Below are 16,370 nucleotides of genomic sequence, written 5' to 3'. Positions count from 1 at the left end.
GGGCGTTTCCGTGGTTGACTGGTCGAAGTTTGTGACTGGGGGATACTGCAGTGCCTTAATTGTTTTGACAAGGGTAGGGGGAGTCCATAGAATTGCGCGCTTATGTCGATAGCCCCCTCAAAATCAGTATTGCCGAAGAGCATTGATGCTCGAAAATTGGTGCAGCGCGAACAGTATCTGGATGGTATTTTGCCATTGGAGTCACTGGATCGGCTGCGTGCAGCTGTGGAGTCTGTGGATGGGGAGATTGTGTCTGAACTGCAGTTTGGGCGCGACCTGCAAGGTCATCTCACGGTAAGCGGCAAAGTGCTGTGCATTGTTGAGTTGCTGTGCCAACGCTGCTTGCGCCCTGTGCGCGAACAGGTTGAGGCGCAGTTTTGCTGGGGTATCGTTTGGACCGAGGAGCAGGGTAAAGCCCTGCCCAAGGATCTGGACCAGGTGATTCAGGATGGCGATGAGCTGGATCTGCACCTGGTTCTTGAAGATGAAATTTTGCTCAATCTGCCGATGGTTGCTTATCACAATGAGGAATGTGTCTCCAAGGAGAGCTTTCACGTTGGTGAGGAGAAGGCGGAAGCAGGTGAGCAACGGGAAAACCCCTTTAAAGTGCTGGAGCAGTTGAAGGGTTCCTCGGGTAAATCCTAGATTTATTTGGGGAGTTTGGGCTCGCCGGTAGGCGCCCCGGTTCCAGCGAAATTTGTTTATTTTAGGAGCTAGCAATGGCTGTTCAACAAAACAAGAAGACTCGTTCCCGTCGCGGTATGCGTCGCTCTCACGACGCCCTGGGTGCAGGTGCAACTCTCTCCGTAGATCCGACTACCGGTGAGAAGCACCGTCGTCATCACGTGACCAAAGATGGTTTCTATCGCGGTCGCAAAGTGATCGAAATCGGCGGCGGCTCCGAAGAAGAGTAAGCTTTGTCCAGCCAATTGCGATTGGCCGTGGATGCTATGGGCGGGGACTTAGGTCCCCGCTCTGTCGTTCCGGCCTGTGTTAGATTCCTGCGAAACTTCCCCAAGGCGCAGCTGAAGTTATTTGGTCCCCGCGCCCAGCTCGAGGCTCTTGTCCTGGAGCTACACAAGCCCCCATTTTTAGACCGCCTCGAAATTGTCGACTGCGAACAAGTGGTTACGCAGGAGTGCAATCCCCTGCAGGCCGTGCGCCATAAGCGTGAATCCACTATGGCTGAGGCGTTAAAAGCAGTTGCCTGTGGCGATGCCCAAGCGGTGGTCACCTCTGGAAATACCGGCGCGCTTTTGGCTTTGAGTCGCAGTATTCTGGGTAACATTGACGGTGTCCGGAAGCCTGCATTGGGTAAGTCGGTCCCATCGGGTCATGGCTCCTGCTATCTTTTGGACCTCGGTGCGAATGTCGGTTGTAGTGCGGAAGACCTGCTGCAGTTTGCGCGCATGGGGATAGAGGCCCAACACATCCATACAGGGTTCCCCCGTGAGAATATTGAGGTTGCCTTGCTGAATATTGGTGCCGAGGCGCACAAAGGGACTGCTGAAATTCGCCGTGCTGCAGAGATGCTTGAGGCAGATCCGAAGGTGAATTATGTGGGTTTTGTTGAAGGGCACGACATATTTACCGGTTCTGTGGATGTGGTGGTTTGCGATGGCCTGATGGGCAATGTGGCAATGAAGTCCGCCGAAGGCGTAATCCGACTAATGGGTCAAAAAGCATTCACTATTGAAAAAAAGGGGTGTTTCAAGCGTTTTTTTGGCCAATTAGCCATAAAGCTGTTGCGAAAATGGCGTACACAGGTAGAACCTGCCCGCTATAATGGCGCCAGCTTTGTAGGGGTGAAGGGTAACGTGATCAAAAGTCACGGAGGAGCCAGTAGCGAGGCTTTTTACCGGGCAATGGTGACGGCGAAGGAGTGTGCTGATGCCAACCTGGCCGCCAAAGTCGGTGCCGCCATGGCGCAGGCCGGTGAGCGAAACTCAAAGGAAGTGGGGTAAGAAGTACGTTCCCCTCCTACAGAAATTTGCCAAATAGGTTTAAGGATATTTTATGACTAATGCTGCGCTTGCATTTGTCTTTCCGGGGCAGGGATCTCAGAAGATCGGTATGCTCTCTGAGGTTGCTCAGGAGGCCCCCGAAATCCAAGCCACTTTTGCCGAAGCTTCAGAGGTCCTGGGTTATGACCTTTGGGATCTCTGTCAGAACGGTGAGCAGGAGGCGATCAACCTCACTCAGCGCACCCAGCCTCTCCTTTTAACTTCCAGTGTTGCTCTGTATCGCCTTTGGCGTGCTCGCGGAGGTGCTGTGCCTGCACGCATGGCAGGACACAGTCTGGGCGAATGGTCTGCTTTGGTTTGTTCTGGTGTTCTGAATTTCAAGGATGCTGTACATCTTGTGCGGGAGCGCGGCCGCTTGATGCAGGAAGCGGTTCCTGTGGGGGCCGGTGCCATGGCTGCGATCATTGGCCTTGAGGATGAGGTGGTAGAGTCTGCTTGTGCTGGGGCCGCAGAGGGAGAAGTGGTTTCAGCTGTAAATTACAATTCCCCTGGGCAAATTGTTATTGCCGGCAGCGCTGCCGCAGTTGAGCGAGCGATTGAAGCCTGTAAAGCGGCTGGCGCGAAAAAAGCCATGCCTCTGCCTGTGAGTGCGCCATTTCATACTGAGTTGATGCGCCCGGCGGCGGATAAACTTGCCCCGCAGATAGAGGCGGCAAAATTTAATGCGCCTGAAATTCCTGTTGTGCACAATGTCCATGCGAAAGTTGAGTCAGACCCAGTGGCAATCAAGGCCCTGATGATCGAGCAAATCTATCGACCGGTGCGCTGGACCGCCTGCACCCGCAAGATTATCGATGATGGTGCTGAGCAGCTGGTTGAGTGTGGGCCTGGTAAAGTGTTGTCTGGGTTGACCAGGCGCATTGATCGCAGTGTTGCTTGTCATAGCATCGATAGCCCTTCCAGCTTTAATGAAGCACTGAGAACTACAGCGGTTTAAGTCGTGCAATGGCGGCTGCCATTAGCTGAATAAGGATAAAGCAAGTATGAGCTTAATGATTTCCCTCGAGGGTAAAGTGGCCCTGGTTACCGGCGCCAGTCGTGGTATTGGTGCGGCAATTGCAGATATGCTGGGTGGTCAAGGTGCGACAGTGATTGGTACTGCCACTAGTGAAGGCGGCGCTGAAAAAATCAGCGCGCGCTTTGCTGAGAAAGGTATCAAGGGGGCCGGAATGGTGCTGGATGTCACCAGCGCCGAGAGTGTTGCCGGGGTGCATGCTGCAGCGAAGAATGACTTTGGTGTGCCGACCATTTTGGTAAACAATGCTGGTATCACCAAAGACAATTTGTTAATGCGTATGAAAGACGACGAATGGGACTCTGTTGTGGAGACGAATTTGTCCGCAGTCTTTCGCATGACTAAAACATGTCTGCGGGACATGGCTAAGGCGCGCTGGGGGCGAATTATAAATATTAGCTCTGTGGTCGGCAGTATGGGGAATGCGGGGCAGAGTAATTATGCGGCCACCAAAGCTGGGGTTGCTGGATTTGCTCGCTCTCTGGCCGCCGAAATCGGCTCCCGTGGAATTACCGTGAATACTGTAGCTCCGGGCTTTATTGATACTGACATGACCAAGGTGTTACCCGAAGCTCAGCGCGAAGCGCTACTTGGAAAAATTCCCCTGGGCCGACTTGGGCAGCCTGAGGAGATCGCATCTGTGGTAGCCTTCCTGGCGAGTGATGCCGGTGGCTATGTCACTGGCGAGACAATTCATGTCAATGGCGGCATGTACATGACCTGATATATATTTGAAAATATCTCTTTAAGTCATTGATTTTTAGAGTATTTTGTTATTTGCTGATGGTGGTGCAGGGCCGTGCATTACATCCCCAAAAACTTGGGGTACAATGGCCTCTGAATTATCCAAAAGCTGTGTGAGCCGGTCGTTATCACCGCTAACTGAATTGGTGAAATACACAATAGCGACTAAAACAGATTTTTACCCACTAGGAGTTAAATTGAATCATGAGCAGCATTGAAGAGCGCGTTAAAAAGATCGTTGCTGAACAACTGGGCGTGAAGGAAGAAGACGTTAAGGCTGAAGCCTCTTTTGTTGAAGATCTGGGCGCGGACTCACTTGACACAGTTGAGCTGGTTATGGCTTTGGAAGAGGAATTCGAAACTGAAATTCCCGACGAAGAAGCTGAGAAAATCACTACCGTTCAGCTGGCAATGGATTACATCAAGGACAACCTTGGTTAATTCCTGCTGGGTAGTTTAGGCGCGAGCAGTTTAGTTTCTGAGCGTGGCCAAGCGATTTTGAGAGCCGTTCTATGTCACATAGCGCGGCTCTCTTTTTATGAGCATTATGGAATTGTGACCGCTGACCGAATGTGGTCTCCCTCACTGTGTTGGGGGAGTACAGCGGCAGCAAGAGTTTCGGGGGGACCGCAGTGTCGCACAGAAGAGTTGTTGTAACCGGAATGGGTGTAGTCAGCCCTTTGGGTAACACCGTAGGAGAGACTTGGTCTGGCATTCTGAAGGGGGCCAATGGCGCAGCCCCGATAGAAACCTTTGATGTTTCAGCTTTTTCAACCCGCTTTGCCGCTACGGTAAAAGATTTCGATCCCACTCCCTATATGCCTGCAAAAGATGCGCGCAAGATGGATACGTTTCTGCAATACGGTCTGATTGCGGGTATCCAGGCAATGCAGGATTGTGGCCTTGAGGTGAGTGAAGAGGGTGCCCAGCGTATGGGAACCTGTATCGGTTCCGGCATGGGTGGCATTATGGCCATCGAAGACAACGCAATGTTGATTGCCGAGAAGGGGCCGCGCCGCGTGTCGCCTTTCTTTGTACCGGGCGCCATTATCAATATGGTGGCTGGTAACCTGTCGATTAAATACGGTCTGCGTGGTCCCAACCTTGCAGTGACTACTGCCTGCACAACTGGTACCCACGCACTGGGGCTCGGTATGCGTACGATTCAGTACGGTGATGCCGATGTCATGGTGTGCGGCGGTGCGGAAATGGTCACCACGCCGGTCGGGCTTGGCGGCTTCTGTGCAGCCAGGGCGCTTTCCACACGCAACGATGACCCCAAGGCGGCCAGCCGTCCCTGGGATAAAGACCGGGATGGCTTTGTTTTGGGCGAGGGCGCGGCAGTACTTGTGTTGGAAGAGTACGAGCATGCGAAGGCGCGCGGAGCGACTATTTATGCTGAGCTGACTGGTTTTGGTATGAGTGGTGATGCCTACCATATGACATCCCCACCAGAAGATGGTGCGGGTGCAGCGCTTTCTATGCGGAATGCGCTCAAGGATGCTGGCGTGAGCATCGATACGATCCAGTACATTAATGCCCACGGTACCTCCACACCCTTGGGGGATAAAGCGGAAATCCAGGCGGTACAAAAGATTTTTGCAGGTGCCACTGAAAAGCTGGCTGTAAGTTCAACCAAATCCATGACGGGCCACCTGTTGGGTGCTGCCGGTGCAATCGAGGCTGTTTTCTCAGTGATGGCGCTTCGTGATCAGGTGGCTCCACCCACGATGAATCTTGTTGATCCAGATGCAGCATGTGCTGGTATTAATCTGGTGCCCCAGGAGGCGCAGCCAATGGCGATTGATTCAGTACTCTCCAACTCATTCGGATTTGGTGGCACTAACGGGTCACTAATCTTCAAGCGAATCTGATCCAGTCCTGCCCGCCATTTCGGCGGGCAACTCCCGCCTCGAGGAGAGCATGTCCAAGTTACCGCAATTCTATTTTTGTGGGAAACCGGCAACCCAGCTGGTGCCTGATGGTGACTATATAAATGGAATCCTCGAAACCATGCGTTGTCACAACGGAAGTCTGCCGTTGTGGCCATTGCACAGATCCCGACTGATACGCAGCTGCGTAGTAAGTGGGGTAATTCTTTCTGAAATTGATAGTTGTATCGCACAACTGGCCCCTAAATGTAGCCAAAGTGCAGCTATTGCACGGCTTCGGGTAGGTTTTCTTGATGGGGATGAGTGTTGGGATCTGTCCTTTCTGCCCCTGCTACAGGCTCCTGAGGTGGAGCTGGGTGTTCATTTGTATCCGTGCAGGACTAATTTGCCGGTTTTGAAAACTAAGAACTTGGGCTGCAAATTTTTGGCCCGCAGCCGATATAATGCAGCGCGAGCTGAGCTTCCTGAGGGTAAGCGTCTCGATGGCTTGATGTTTGATAGTTCGGGCAGGGTGATTGAAAGCCTGCGTTGCAATTTGCTGGCGCGCTTTGGCGATACCTGGGTGACTCCAGATCTGAGCAGATGTGGTGTTCAAGGTGTTATGTTGAACTGGCTTTCTGGTCATACCCGGTGGCAGACGCGGGACATGGATCTCCAGGCGCTCTGTAAGGCCGATGAAGTTATCCTGTGCAATAGCGTTCGTGGGGTATTACCCGTTGTCGAGATTATTGGCTATAAAAGTTGGCCGATTGGGGCCGGTGCACGGAGGTTGCAGCAGTTGATCGTGGAAGCATTGTGGTGAAGAAAAAACGGTCCGGTTTCCTTGGAACGCTGGGGAAGATCCTTTTTGGAGGAATATTGCTGGCGTGCCTGCTGACGGCGGCATCCGTATGGATGTTGCAAGCAGCTCTGGCGACTCCTCTTCAGCTGCAGGAAGACGGCTTGCAGTTGCAGGTAGAGAAAGGCAGTAGCCTCTCTAGGACGCTTAAGCAGTTGAAGCGTGATGGGATAATCAGCTGGCCGCGCTTGCTGCTCGCTTATGCCTACTGGGAAGGCAAGACCAATATCCATTCTGGAGAATATCTGGTGCCCCATGGCAGTACCGCTATGGACCTGATCGCCCGCCTACATCGGGGTGAGGTCACCAGTTACCGGGTAACGCTGGTAGAAGGTTGGACTTTCCGCCAGGCACTGCAAAGAATCAGGGCCGGGCAGAACATAGTAAAGTCTGAGGCGGGCAGAACTGTCAGAGCTGCGGCCAAAGCTCTGGGTCTGAAAGAGGGCGCTGTGGAGGGGTGGATTTTCCCCGATACCTATGTCTACCGCTCCGGCACTACTGATATTGAACTCCTGCGTGAAGCTTATGAGCGCATGCAGCAGGTTTTGGAAGAGGAGTGGCAGGCCAAGGGGGATGACCTTCCCTATAAGTCTCCCTATGAGGCGCTGATTATGGCCTCGCTGATCGAAAAGGAAACCGGACAGCCCTCTGAGCGCAGCGAAATTGCTGGTGTTTTTGTCCGTCGTTTACACAAGGGTATGAGGCTGCAAACCGACCCTACTGTAATCTATGGGTTGGGAGAGGATTACAATGGTAACCTCACTCGCGCACACCTGCGCCAATCAACCCCCTACAACACCTATGTGATCGATGGTCTTCCCCCTACGCCGATTGCTTTGCCGGGACGTGCGGCGATTAGGGCGGCGCTGAATCCGAAACCGGGTAAAAGCCTTTATTTTGTAGGAAAGGGGGATGGTTCCCACCATTTTTCAAGCACTCTGACAGAGCACAACCGTGCGGTACGGGAGTATCAGCTGAAAAGGCGAGCGGATTACCGTTCAAGTCCGGCAAAAGGAAATTAGAGATAGTGTCGCGCGGAAAATTTATAACCCTGGAGGGGGTGAGGGGGTTGGTAAATCCACCAACCTGCAATTTATTACCCAGTGGTTAACAGATCGTAATATCCCGTTCATTCAAACTCGCGAGCCTGGCGGTACGCCACTGGCTGAGCAGTTGCGTGAATTACTCCTGGCTAAACGTGAAGAGGCTGTGGACCCAACCGCTGAGCTACTGATGGTATTCGCTGCCCGTGCCCAGCACTTAGCCCAGGTTATTGTGCCGGCACTGGATCGTGGTGAGTGGGTGATTTGTGACCGATTTACCGATGCCACTTACGCCTATCAGGGTGGTGGGCGCCAGCTTGATAGGTCATTGATTGAGCAGCTTGAAAAAACAGTACAGGGGGAGCTTCGCCCCGACAAGGTATTACTTTTAGATCTCGATCCCGAAATTGGTCTACAGCGTGCGGCCCGCACGGGCGCCGCGGACCGTTTCGAAAGTGAGCATCTTGCCTTCTTTCATCGAGTGCGCGACGCCTATCGCGAGCGAGCGGAGGCTTCGCCATCCCACTATGCTATTGTCGACGCCAGCCAATCGCTGGGCCGCGTCCAGCAGGATCTTGGTCGGGAGCTGGAACACCTACTGTAACTAATCGGGTATCCGCTCTGCATTTGCTGTGCCGGGCTCGACGATTCCAAGATCATTTTCCGGATTACAAACTTGGCGATAGTCAGTGTCTGAAACTTTTGAACATACTCCAATCCCTGCATTGATGCCCTGGCAGGCCCCGCAATGGCAGCGCCTCGGTGCGCAGTGGCTGGCGGGACGCTGCCCGCATGCTTTATTGTTGACGGGCCAGGCGGGCCTGGGTAAGCGCGCTTTTGCCGAGGCATTTTCTGCTTTGGCACTATGCGGGCAACCTAGAGATGGGCAAGCTTGTGGAAGCTGTAAAGATTGCCGTTTGTGGCAGGCGGGTTCCCACCCTGATTTCCTGCGCGTGGAGCCAGAGAAAGTCGGCTCTCCGCTGAAAGTGGAGCAAATTCGCCAACTGGGTGATTTTGTCTCGCGCACCAGTGGCCGCGGCGGGGCCAGGCTGGTTTGGTTAGCGCCGGCAGAGGCGATGAATATTAATGCGGCTAACGCCTTGCTAAAGAATCTTGAAGAGCCGGCAGCATCGGTTATTTTCCTGCTGATCAGCGATGCTCCAGCGGGACTGTTACCCACGATTCGTAGCCGCTGTCAGTCAGTTGCCTTTCCTTCTCCAGCGGAGGGGATGGCTCTGCAGTGGCTGCATGATCACGGTTTGGAGGAGCAGCAGGCGCGGAGAGCCCTGGCCCTTTCTGGAGGTGCTCCATTGTTGGCCGCCAGGTTGGCAAAGCCTGATGCCAGCGAGGTGCGCGAGCAGTTTTTGAACGAACTTACCCGCGTAGCTGAAGGAGGCGCCAGTGCGGTTACAGCAGCTGGGCGCTGGGAAATGCCCCCTGAACACACGAGCTTGGGGCAGCTTCTGCATTTTTGGCAGCAGTGGATCACGCAAATGGCCCAGGTGCGCAGTTGCGATTTAAGCGGTGACAGTCAATTGATGTTGTTGTTACAGCGGTTGCCCGGTGTTGGCGAGGAAAGCCTGCGCCCGCTATTTGGTTTTTACGACCATCTGTTACAAGCGCGTAAGGGCTTGACGAGCGGGGCCAATCCTAATCGCCGTCTGCTGCTCGAGGAGTTGATGATTCGCTGGGCGAGGCTTTTTGCTGTTTAGCAATCACCTACAAAGGGGCGCGAAATTACTGTTGATTTCTCGCAAAAATACAGAAAAGCGCTGTTTCTGGACAGAATCAGTGCGCTCAGATAAGTTAGCGCAACATTAAAAACATTGAGGTTGAGCATGAAAGCCATGGGAGGCGGTGCCCGCAATGGCATCCTATCGCTGAAGATCCAGGACAAATCTGTTCTCTACGCAGCTTATATGCCTTTTGTGAAGAATGGGGGCTTGTTTATCAGTACAGACAAATCCTACAGTCTTGGCGATGAAGTGTTCTTGCTATTAAGTCTGATGGATGAACCGGAAAAAATTCCAGTCGCTGGCAAGGTGATCTGGATTACGCCGAATGGAGCCCAAGGAAATCGCACACCGGGAATCGGCGTTCAATTTGGCGATAAAGACAATATTGCCCAAAACAAGATAGAAACTTATTTGGCTGGCACACTGGAGTCCAGCCGACCCACTCACACGTTGTAACTCTCACATGCTCGTAGATTCCCACTGTCACCTGGACAGATTAAAGCTCGATAAATTTGATGGCGATCTCGACGCGGTGCTCGACCTGGCTCGTAGTCGCGGTGTCGGTAAATTCCTTTGTGTTGGCATTAGTCTTGATAATGCTGATGCCGTTGTTGAAATTGCTTCCCGCTATAAGGATGTTGTCTGCTCAGTAGGTATTCATCCGCTAGATGTAGAGTCCGGCTTGGCCGGAGTGGATGAATTAATTTTAATGGGTGAGCGTCCCAATGTGGTTGCACTGGGGGAAACTGGTCTCGACTACTACTACAGTACGGAAACCAAAGAAGTTCAGCAGCAGAGTTTTATTGCCCACCTGCAGGCAGCCGGGCGTGCGGAATTGCCAGTGATCGTACATACCCGTGACGCACGTGAAGATACAATTAAGCTGATTCACGCACATGGTAATCTGGAGACTGCCGGGGTCCTGCACTGTTTTACTGAGAGTTGGGAAATGGCAAAGTCTGCCTTGGATCTCAACTACTATATTTCCCTGTCTGGTATTGTCACTTTTAAGAATGCCGAGGAGCTGCGTGATGTAGCGCGCAAGCTGCCACTCGATCGCTTGCTTGTGGAAACTGATTCACCCTACCTGGCACCGGTCCCTTACCGGGGAAAGGCCAATATTCCAGCCTATGTGCGCGAAGTGGCGGAATTTATCGCCGAGCTGAGGGGCATCCCATACGAACAGCTGGCCGAAATTACCACAGAAAACTTTTTCAGATTATTCCCTCGGGCAGCTTAACCTGATCCCGACTATAGGAAGCACCCCAATGATGAAGCAGCAGTTGCAGGTCATGCTGACCCTGCAGGATAAAATTAATACAGTAGTTAATGAAAACTGGCGGGCCCAGAATTTTGCCTGGTATCGCGCTATCTGGGTGGAAAGTGCCGAGCTACTGGATCACTACGGTTGGAAGTGGTGGAAAAAACAGCAGCCGGAAATAGATCAGGTAAAACTGGAGCTGGTGGATATTTGGCATTTTGGTCTCAGTCTGGAGTTGCAGCAGGGGTCTCCTGAGCAAGTGGCTGCGACCATGCTGGGTGAACTGGAAGTAGGGCAGCGTATGCCGGGAGAATTTCGTGAGAACCTGGAATCCTTCACTCTCAACACCCTGGCTAGTAAGCAGTTTGATCTGGTGGGATTTGCGCAATTACTCGCTGATGTGGAGATGTCCTTTGCTGAGCTTTATCAGCGCTATGTCGGTAAAAATGTACTCAACCGATTCCGTCAGGATAACGGCTACAAAGACGGCACTTATGTGAAAAACTGGGCAGGCCGTGAAGACAATGAGCATCTTGCTGAAATCGCCGGGCAGCTCGATCCCTCAGCTGAAGATTACAGTGATCAGGTTTACCGCTCACTGCAAGAACGTTATCGGGAAATTGCACTGGCATAATCTGCCTTTGTGCGTACCGGCCGAATGTCAGAGGCTTCTGTTAAACAAATTGAGCCGGTAATTTCTCTGCTTGAGGTGAAATTTGCTCGCGAAGCCCTATAATGCGGCCGCTTACAAACGAGGAGAACTATCGTGAAAGCACCTGTTCGTGTTGCTGTTACCGGCGCCGCCGGTCAGATCAGCTATTCGCTGCTGTTCCGTATCGCTTCCGGTGAAATGCTGGGTAAAGATCAACCGGTTATTCTGCAGTTGTTGGAAATTACTCCAGCGCTGGAGGCGCTGAAAGGCGTAGCCATGGAGCTCGAAGACTGCGCTTTCCCGCTGCTCTCGGGTATTGTTCAGAGCGATGACGCTACTGTTGCATTCAAAGATGCCGACTATGCCCTGCTCGTGGGCGCACGCCCCCGTGGACCGGGCATGGAGCGCAAGGATCTGTTGGAAGCCAACGCAGCCATCTTCTCCGCACAGGGTAAGGCCCTGAACGATGTTGCCTCGCGCAATGTAAAAGTACTGGTTGTTGGCAACCCTGCTAACACCAACGCTTTGATTGCCCAGCGCAATGCACCGGACCTGGATCCGCGCAACTTTACCGCTATGACTCGCCTGGACCACAATCGCGCCCTGTCGCAACTGGCCAACAAGACTGAGTCCAGCGTTAATGACATTACCCACATGACTATCTGGGGTAACCACTCCTCCACTCAGTACCCTGATCTGTACCAGGTAAAAGTTTCTGGTACTCCGGCTATGGATAAAGTGGAGCAGGACTGGTACGAGAACGATTTTATTCCGACGGTCCAGCAACGTGGTGCAGCAATCATCAAGGCACGTGGCGCTTCTTCTGCCGCATCTGCGGCTAACGCTGCTATTGACCATATGCACGATTGGGCGCTGGGTACTGCTGAAGGCGATTGGACCAGCATGGCTGTATACAGCGATGGTTCCTACGGCATTCAGGAAGGCCTGATTTACTCTTTCCCCTGCACCTGTAAAGACGGCGACTGGGAAATTGTACAAGGTGTTGATATCAGTGAATTCTCCCGCGAGAAAATGTCTGCCACTGAGCAGGAGCTGGCGGAAGAGCGCGACGCAGTGGCGCATCTGCTGCCATAAGCGCATTGATAGGCCAGCCTGGTGGCAGGCTGGCCAACCTGAAAAACCCGCACAATTGTGCGGGTTTTTTTATGGTGTTTCCTCTATGTTACAAAGAGCTGAACCGATGGGTCGCCATGCACATGTGGGCTGGTGGCGCTGGCACTACACTGATTGTAAGTATTTGCCGGAAGCGTTTGCCATGGTCACAGAAGTCGGCCGCCACTCCTCTCGATGCGCCTGTATTCTCTTGCAGCCAAACCAATCCCTGTCGGTTTCTGGCAACTTATGGGTATTTTTCTCTCTCGTGGCAGTTTCTCTGGGTATCAGCCTAGCCTTCGCCTTTGCTGGAGCCTGGATGATTCTGCCGTTCGCCGGCCTTGAGATACTGTTGCTTGCAGTGTTGTTCGCCTATGTGTGTATTGAGGGTACCCGTCGTGAAGTAATACGTATCAATGACGAGCGGGTGGTACTTGACTGTTGTAAAGGCTTTAGGCAGCAAAGTGTTTACCATCGAGAGTTTTCCCGTGAGAAGCTGGCACTTTTGGTGCGCATGGGAGCCAGTTCGGCCGAGCCAGCCAAAGTGAGCTTTAGTGGGCCTGAGGGTTGCTTGGAAGTGGGGGAGTTCCTCACAGATGCGGAGAAGGCCGACCTGGTGCAGAAGCTAGGGCGGATAGGCATCGCTGCGCGTAAAGAGCAGGAGTTTCACCTGCGCCAGTTTTGATATGGCGTCCCGTTAAGCACTTTTCGATATAATCCCCGCATTATTTACAACAACTCCCCAGGGGATCTCTAATGGCTTTTCCCAAAATTGGCAATCTGGCACCGGCTTTTACTCTAACAAACCAAAGTGGTGAGAAGGTTTCGCTCAAGGATTTTCGAGACAAGGCTAATGTAGTGCTGTATTTCTACCCGAAAGCGCTGACGCCAGGTTGCACTACCCAAGCCTGCGGCATTCGCGATAGCGAGAGTGAGTTTAAGAGACTCGATACTGTAGTGCTTGGAGTCAGCCCGGACCCGGAAGCCAAATTGCAGCGTTTTATCGACAAACATGAACTGAATTTTGATCTCCTGTCTGATGAAGATCACAAAATTGCTGATAAGTATGGCTGCTGGGGCCTGAAAAAATTTATGGGCAAAGAATATGTGGGGCTGATCAGAACCACTTTTGTCATCGATAAGGGTGGCCGCCTATGTCATATCATCGATAAGGTCAAAACCAAGACCCACAGTGAAGATGTGCTCAACTGGATTAAAGAAAACCTGGACTGATTTTGGAACTCAATGGGCGCTAGGATGGGGAGCTCGTTTGTGAGCTGTCCCCGCTCCCCAAGGTCAGGCCGGGGCGGAAAAAACGAGAGCTATAACCATGCGTTTCTGCCCTATACAGCACAATAAGATGAAAAAAACCGCTGTCGCCCCTTGCATTCTCAATTCTTGGTCTATACTGGTCGTTGTAAAGGAAAGGTGCGCCGGCGAAAGAGTTATTCTCTGAGGGGTATTGCCGGAGCGGTTAGTTTAAAAATTGTACATCTCTGTGAAGGATTCGATGTCTGTTTTTGGTGCATCCCGCATCGAGTAGTAGTCCACCGAAGAAGTTGGTGTGTTGGTGTGGGCAGGGGCAACCGGGATTCGCTGGATGCGGACATAGAAAAATAACTGCGGCTCACGGAACTCAAAAGGAGCAGCTCGATGAACCATACTCAGCCCGACCAGACTTCGCTCTCTGAAGATAAATCCCTTCAGCAGGCCAGGATATCCGGTGACCCGAATATTCTCGACCAGCTGCTGGCTCCCCCGGAGGCTACCAGCTTTGGCATTGCTGCCAGGGTGATCGATGTGCTTGAGCAGCGCATCGGCAAGGCCTCCCTCGCAATTCGCCCCGTTGCTTCCGACTTAAGCATGTCCACCCGGACCCTGCAGCGTCGTTTGCAGGAGCACAACCTGAGCTTTGCCTCGCTGCGCGATCACGTACGTTTTCGCCATGCGGTGCACTTCCTCAAGGATACCGCGCTCAGTGTCGATGGAATCTCAAGAATTCTGGACTTTTCAGACAGAACCAGCTTCACCAGCGCCTTTAAACGCTGGACCGGTATGTCACCTACTGGCTATCGCCGCCAGGTTCGCCAGCGCTTTTAAGTGGAAATTGGTTTGGTCGATCCTTTTTGGATCGGCCCGATCCGTTGCCTCAGCGGGGCAAACCCGTTAGAGTTGGCGGCAATTTTATAGGCTGACTCTTTGAGGTTTTGCATGAGCTTTTTTATTCCCTCTGCGATGGCACAGGAAGCGGCGCCAGCAGCGCAGGGTAATCCGATGATAACCCTGTTAATGTTTGCAGGCCTGTTCGCGTTCATGTGGTTTTTTATTATCCGCCCTCAGCGCAAGCGCCAGAAGGAGCACCAGGAGTTGGTTGGTGCCCTGAAAAAAGGTGATGAAGTTGTAATGAGCAGCGGCATGCTGGGTCGCGTGGACAAAGTGGATGAAGACTACATCGTGCTGGAAGTTGCAGACAATATGTCCCTGAAGTTCCAGAAAGTGGCAGTTCACGCAGTTTTGCCGAAAGGCACGATTAAAAAGATCTGATTGCCCCCAGGGTTCGATCTTTCAGCTGCTTCGCAGGAAAGCCCGGTAATTGCCGGGCTTTTTTATTGATGCCGCCAGCGGGTGATTAATCTTTAATCAATGGAAAAAATGCAGGTAAATGGCTACATGGAATATTGGTTGGGAATAGCAGGGAACCCAGTGTTTTCACAAAGGTAGATCTTTCTACGTAAATCGCGACCTTTTTACCCAGCTATGTCTCCATGTTTTTTGGGAGCCAGAATTATCTGAGAATTGAGGCCGCAAACTGTGATTAGCCCTGTTACCGTCGAAATGGTGTTGGTTTATAAAGGGACTTGGAACTCCTGCTGACTTCGCAAATATAAAGGTAGGAAAGAGCTGGCGGACCCCTATTAATTTCGATTCTATCAATTGAAGTGGAGTTTGTTTTGCCCAAGAGCCTGCCAGTCAAACTACCTGAGCGCCTGCACTTAGCCAACTTGCCAACTCCTTTACAGTCCCTCGACCGAGTTAGTGAACTCTACTCTTTTCCTTTTAATGGGCCGAAGATATGGGTAAAAAGGGATGACCTGACAGAATCCGGAATGTCCGGCAACAAGCTGCGCAAACTTGAGTTTGTTACTGCTGAGGCTCTCAGAAGGGATTGCGACACCCTGATCACCTGCGGGGGTATTCAATCCAATCACTGCCGCACCACTGCCCTTGTTGGCGCCCGCCTTGGGCTTAAGGTTCATTTGTTGCTGCGCGGCGAGAGTGATGTGGCAGTGGATGGGAATCTGTTGCTGGATCATCTCGCTGGTGCGGAAATTACAATCTACCCGCGTTCAGAATACGCTGGAAATTTAAGCCGGATTTTTACTCAGTGGCGCGAGGAGTACCTTGCGCGGGGTCGCCGCCCATTTGGTATCCCCACTGGAGCCAGCGATGGCCTGGGCATCTGGGGTTATCTGGCAGCTGCACGGGAGTTAATAGAGGATTGCAATACTCTGGGGTTTGAGCCCGAGCATATAGTTTGCGCTACTGGCAGTGGGGGAACCCAGGCAGGACTGACCCTCGGTTGCAGGTTGCTCCAGGTTAAAGCCGGGGTTACTGGATACGCGGTGTGTGATGACGCAGGTTACTTTCAGGATAAGGTTCGCGAAGATATTCGTCACTGGAAAGGCTTGACTGGGAATGATATCGACCTGAAGTCCCTGAAGGTTCATGTGAACGCGAAACATATAGGGCCCGGATATGGTGAGGCGGACCCTGCGATCTATCAAACAATTTCCGAAGTGGCGAAGCTTGAAGGACTCTTACTAGATCCGGTCTATACCGGAAAAGCCTTTCATGGACTTTTACAGGATCTGAGTAATGGTAAGTACGTTGGCTGTCATAACTTGATCTTTGTCCATACTGGCGGGCAGTTCGCCTTATTTCCCCATCGGCAAAATTTTCCATTTCAGCGGGTTTAGTCCCCCATTACTGTTCTACTGCTGCGTAAGCTGCTAACCTGCGCAACAAAATTACGGCTACAGCTGTATATAAAA

19 protein-coding genes and 1 pseudogene are annotated in these 16,370 nt (G+C 52.4%); all 20 read left to right on the top strand.

The features are described 5' to 3' along the window. The first annotated feature begins 102 nt into the window (after window positions 1–102). Window positions 103–645 carry a YceD family protein gene (locus GL2_RS18860; protein WP_143732275.1) on the top strand — a complete coding sequence of 181 codons (543 nt, stop codon included), beginning with the start codon at window positions 103–105 and terminating at the stop codon, window positions 643–645. 74 nt (window positions 646–719) lie between these two features. Next, window positions 720–914 (top strand): 50S ribosomal protein L32, encoded by a 195-nt coding sequence (gene rpmF / locus GL2_RS18855; RefSeq protein ID WP_020415201.1) that lies wholly within the window; start codon window positions 720–722, stop codon window positions 912–914. Window positions 915–917: 3 nt separating this feature from the next. Then, window positions 918–1,964 carry a phosphate acyltransferase PlsX gene (plsX, locus tag GL2_RS18850; protein WP_143732274.1) on the top strand — a complete coding sequence of 349 codons (1,047 nt, stop codon included), beginning with the start codon at window positions 918–920 and terminating at the stop codon, window positions 1,962–1,964. Window positions 1,965–2,016: 52 nt separating this feature from the next. Continuing rightward, entirely contained in the window at window positions 2,017–2,961 is a 945-nt protein-coding gene (gene fabD, locus GL2_RS18845) for an ACP S-malonyltransferase (protein ID WP_143732273.1), read from the top strand. Between the two features lie 46 nt (window positions 2,962–3,007). After that, window positions 3,008–3,763: a 3-oxoacyl-ACP reductase FabG gene (gene fabG, locus GL2_RS18840; protein ID WP_232053685.1), complete on the top strand. Its 756-nt coding sequence runs from the start codon at window positions 3,008–3,010 to the stop codon at window positions 3,761–3,763. A gap of 224 nt (window positions 3,764–3,987) precedes the next feature. Further along, on the top strand, window positions 3,988–4,224 hold the full coding sequence (gene acpP, locus GL2_RS18835) for an acyl carrier protein (protein WP_143732272.1): 237 nt from the start codon (window positions 3,988–3,990) through the stop codon (window positions 4,222–4,224). Between the two features lie 191 nt (window positions 4,225–4,415). Then, window positions 4,416–5,657, top strand: coding sequence for a beta-ketoacyl-ACP synthase II (gene fabF / locus GL2_RS18830; protein WP_143732271.1), 1,242 nt, complete (start codon window positions 4,416–4,418; stop codon window positions 5,655–5,657). Window positions 5,658–5,706: 49 nt separating this feature from the next. After that, a complete protein-coding gene (locus GL2_RS18825; RefSeq protein WP_143732270.1) occupies window positions 5,707–6,477 on the top strand; it encodes an aminotransferase class IV in 771 nt (256 codons plus the stop codon). After that, window positions 6,474–7,535, top strand: a complete 1,062-nt coding sequence (mltG, locus tag GL2_RS18820) for an endolytic transglycosylase MltG (protein WP_143732269.1) — start codon at window positions 6,474–6,476, stop codon at window positions 7,533–7,535. The genes GL2_RS18825 and mltG overlap by 4 nt, the downstream gene beginning before the upstream one ends. A 5-nt stretch (window positions 7,536–7,540) precedes the next feature. Further along, window positions 7,541–8,160 (top strand): annotated as a pseudogene (gene tmk, locus GL2_RS18815) (dTMP kinase). Window positions 8,161–8,245: 85 nt separating this feature from the next. Then, complete coding sequence (locus GL2_RS18810) at window positions 8,246–9,268, top strand: DNA polymerase III subunit delta' (protein ID WP_143732268.1); 1,023 nt, start codon at window positions 8,246–8,248, stop codon at window positions 9,266–9,268. Between the two features lie 126 nt (window positions 9,269–9,394). Continuing rightward, window positions 9,395–9,748: a PilZ domain-containing protein gene (locus tag GL2_RS18805; RefSeq protein ID WP_020415211.1), complete on the top strand. Its 354-nt coding sequence runs from the start codon at window positions 9,395–9,397 to the stop codon at window positions 9,746–9,748. 7 nt (window positions 9,749–9,755) lie between these two features. Then, window positions 9,756–10,532, top strand: a complete 777-nt coding sequence (locus tag GL2_RS18800; protein WP_143732267.1) for a TatD family hydrolase — start codon at window positions 9,756–9,758, stop codon at window positions 10,530–10,532. 28 nt (window positions 10,533–10,560) lie between these two features. Then, the gene (locus GL2_RS18795; RefSeq protein WP_143732266.1) at window positions 10,561–11,187 is read left to right on the top strand and encodes a dUTP diphosphatase; all 627 of its coding nucleotides are present in this window, start codon (window positions 10,561–10,563) and stop codon (window positions 11,185–11,187) included. Between the two features lie 132 nt (window positions 11,188–11,319). Next, entirely contained in the window at window positions 11,320–12,300 is a 981-nt protein-coding gene (locus GL2_RS18790) for a malate dehydrogenase (RefSeq protein ID WP_143732265.1), read from the top strand. Window positions 12,301–12,385: 85 nt separating this feature from the next. After that, window positions 12,386–13,003, top strand: a complete 618-nt coding sequence (locus tag GL2_RS18785; RefSeq protein ID WP_232053684.1) for a DUF2244 domain-containing protein — start codon at window positions 12,386–12,388, stop codon at window positions 13,001–13,003. Window positions 13,004–13,074: 71 nt separating this feature from the next. After that, on the top strand, window positions 13,075–13,551 hold the full coding sequence (gene bcp / locus GL2_RS18780; protein ID WP_143732264.1) for a thioredoxin-dependent thiol peroxidase: 477 nt from the start codon (window positions 13,075–13,077) through the stop codon (window positions 13,549–13,551). Between the two features lie 420 nt (window positions 13,552–13,971). Beyond that, the gene (locus tag GL2_RS18775) at window positions 13,972–14,418 is read left to right on the top strand and encodes a helix-turn-helix domain-containing protein (protein ID WP_020415217.1); all 447 of its coding nucleotides are present in this window, start codon (window positions 13,972–13,974) and stop codon (window positions 14,416–14,418) included. A 111-nt stretch (window positions 14,419–14,529) separates the two neighbouring features. After that, the gene (yajC, locus tag GL2_RS18770) at window positions 14,530–14,862 is read left to right on the top strand and encodes a preprotein translocase subunit YajC (RefSeq protein ID WP_143732263.1); all 333 of its coding nucleotides are present in this window, start codon (window positions 14,530–14,532) and stop codon (window positions 14,860–14,862) included. Between the two features lie 407 nt (window positions 14,863–15,269). Continuing rightward, window positions 15,270–16,295, top strand: coding sequence for a D-cysteine desulfhydrase family protein (locus GL2_RS18765; protein ID WP_143732262.1), 1,026 nt, complete (start codon window positions 15,270–15,272; stop codon window positions 16,293–16,295). Window positions 16,296–16,370: the final 75 nt, after the last annotated feature.

This window comes from Microbulbifer sp. GL-2 (assembly GCF_007183175.1).
Taxonomy (GTDB): domain Bacteria; phylum Pseudomonadota; class Gammaproteobacteria; order Pseudomonadales; family Cellvibrionaceae; genus Microbulbifer.
The sequence above is the reverse complement of the archived record's forward strand: the minus strand, read 5'-3'. Positions and strand labels throughout refer to the sequence as shown.